This window comes from Alteromonas sp. CNT1-28, from assembly GCF_022348345.1.
Lineage (GTDB): Bacteria > Pseudomonadota > Gammaproteobacteria > Enterobacterales > Alteromonadaceae > Alteromonas > Alteromonas macleodii.
In genome coordinates, this window is the sequence record NZ_JAKREZ010000079.1 from 1 (window position 1) to 2,348 (window position 2,348).

Sequence of the window (2,348 nt, forward strand, 5' to 3'; positions counted from 1 at the left end):
GTAAGCGTCCGCTAATCCCACCTAACGCTTAGTAAACTGCCATGGTAGTAGTTGATCGATATTGGTTTCGGGCTTGCTGAGCTGCTCTAGGCAGTCCATCACATACTCGAAGACGTTGAGGTCGTTGGCTTTCGCCGTTTCGATGATGCTGTAGAGGATGGCGCTGGCATTGGCACCGGTTGCGGTCTGGCTGAACAGCCAGTTTTTTCTGCCTATGACGAACGGTTTAATGGCGCGTTCTGCGCGGTTGTTGTCGATGGCGAGATGGCCATCGAGTGTGTAACGAATCAGTTTATGCCACTGGTTGAGGCAGTACTGTATTGCCTCGCCGAGTTTTGTTTTCGGTAATACCTGTTGGGCTGATTTTGTCAGCCAGGTTTCAAGTTGATTAAGTAGCGGCAGGCTCTTTTCTTGTCGTTGTGTATAGCGGGTTGCTGCGTTTTCTTCTTTTAACTGCGTCTCGACACGGTAGAGCTTCTGTATGTGGTTCAGTGCCCAATCAGCTTTGCCACTGCCTTTACTGCCAGCGCCTTTTTTCGCTTCCATGAACTTGCGTCTGGCATGGGCCCAGCAACCGACTAAGGTGGCCTGCGTTTGTTCGTAGCCCTGATAGCCATCCACTTGCAGATATCCGCTATAACCATCAAGGAAGTCCACGGCACATCGCCCGGCACGACTATTGTGATAATCGTACAGCACGATGTTAGGTATCGCAGAACCGGTGATGGTCGCTTGCGGTGAGTCCGCTCCGGTTGCATACAGCCACATGTAACTGGTCGTTTTGTCAGAATCGACAACCTTCAACGTGGTTTCATCCGCCTGGATAACCGGTTGTTGTAGCAGATGTTGATGAAGCTGGTCATAAAGCGGCTTAAATAACTCAGCACAACGGATTATCCAGTCTGCCATGGTTTTACGGCTGAGTTCGATGCCATGCTGTTTGAACATAGCTTCCTGCCGGTAAAGTGGCAGACCATACTGATATTTGCTGGTGATTATCTGACTCAACAGGCTCGGCGTTGCATAGCCTTTGGGGATAACGCTATGTGGTACCGGCGCTTGTTTCACCGTATTGCTGATACCCTCTTTTTCGCAGGTACGGCACGCATACTTCGGACGTACATGTTCAATCACTTTCACCTGAGCAGGAATGAACTGAAGCTTCTCAGACTTATCTTCACCGATGCAGTGCAGCGTGCCAGCGCAGCAACCACAGACTTTATCTTCATCAGGGATATCGTGGACGATGACTTCACGCGGCAAGTCCTCAGGCAGTGGTTTGCGCTTAGGTTTATTGCGTGTGTAACTGATGGCTTCCTGCTCTGGCGTTTCAACATCGGCAGCCAGTTCTTCCGCCTCATTAAACAGTTCGCCCTGACCAGGGTGGCCCTCGGTGCTTTTACCAAACTGTTTTTGCTGTGCGATACGGAACTGCTCTTCCAGGTATTGATACCGGTTATTCAGTTCCTGGAGCTGCTGCTCCAGTTCAGCGATGCGGCGTTGATAATCTTCTTCGTTCATAAGACTATTATCGCCGATTAAGGTACTGATTACCTGATGTTATTCAGACTATTTCGTGATCGATAAATGCTGTTTATGATCACCGGTTATAAGCCGGAAGCGGTGTAGTTCAATGGCGAATGGCCTATCACATCAAAGCCCGACAACAGCCACTGCAACTGCTGCTCACTCAGGTTGATGTGTTGTAATTCAGTGTCTGACGGCCATTTAAAGCGATGCTTCTCCAGGCGCTTATACCACAGGGCAAAGCCAGTTTTATCCCAGTACAACACCTTCAGTTTATCCCGCTTTTTATTGCAGAACACAAACAACGCATCCCGGAACGGATTCAATTCCATCTGCTGTTCCACCACGACAATCAGGCCATTGATGGATTTACGGAAGTCGACATTGCCCAGGTAAAGATAAATGTCAGAGGGCTCGACGAACATCCTCATTCGTTCAGCGCCTTCATCAGGTCGGCCAACCAGTGCGGGCTGACATTGGCGGGTATGCGCAATGTCGAAGCAGCGCATTCAAGCGAAAGGGTCTGCGAGTCACCTTCAATACGGGATTCGAACGTGGTGACTTCGCGCTTAACGTGAACAAACTTATTGCTGGTTCGCTGAAGCCGGATGTCACTGCGTCTGGCATAAAACGTCTGAATATTTATCTCATGCTGACGGCAAAACGCAACCGCCGATAATCCACTTTGTTCCTGACGTTCGAAAAGCGCCAGCCAGGTATTTACGTCTCGTCGTTGATATCGCATGCGTGTTCTCCTTTTTACAAGGACACCATGCAGGAGCGGCGTTAATACTTGAATGTGGGAATTACCGGACGGTTAC

The 2,348-nt window shown here is 49.7% G+C and carries 3 protein-coding genes; all 3 read right to left on the minus strand.

The features are described 5' to 3' along the window. Positions 1 to 21: 21 nt before the first annotated feature. The 3 genes from MHN02_RS21315 to MHN02_RS21325 all read right to left on the minus strand — a co-directional run bounded on the left by MHN02_RS21315 (position 22) and on the right by MHN02_RS21325 (position 2,272). Entirely contained in the window at positions 22 to 1,521 is a 1,500-nt protein-coding gene (locus MHN02_RS21315; protein WP_239247949.1) for an IS66 family transposase, read from the minus strand. Between the two features lie 86 nt (positions 1,522 to 1,607). After that, complete coding sequence (gene tnpB, locus MHN02_RS21320) at positions 1,608 to 1,958, minus strand: IS66 family insertion sequence element accessory protein TnpB (RefSeq protein WP_014979879.1); 351 nt, start codon at positions 1,956 to 1,958, stop codon at positions 1,608 to 1,610. Further along, positions 1,955 to 2,272 (minus strand): IS66 family insertion sequence element accessory protein TnpB, encoded by a 318-nt coding sequence (locus tag MHN02_RS21325; RefSeq protein ID WP_239247950.1) that lies wholly within the window; start codon positions 2,270 to 2,272, stop codon positions 1,955 to 1,957. Before MHN02_RS21325 ends, tnpB begins: the two co-directional genes overlap by 4 nt. Between the last annotated feature and the right edge of the window lie 76 nt (positions 2,273 to 2,348).

Excerpts from the sequence above, each read along its gene's own strand:
- MHN02_RS21325 (WP_239247950.1), bottom strand. The coding sequence starts at position 2,272 with ATGCGATATCAACGACGAGACGTAAATACCTGGCTGGCGCTTTTCGAA.
- MHN02_RS21315 (WP_239247949.1), bottom strand. The coding sequence starts at position 1,521 with ATGAACGAAGAAGATTATCAACGCCGCATCGCTGAACTGGAGCAGCAG.
- tnpB (WP_014979879.1), bottom strand. The coding sequence starts at position 1,958 with ATGAGGATGTTCGTCGAGCCCTCTGACATTTATCTTTACCTGGGCAAT.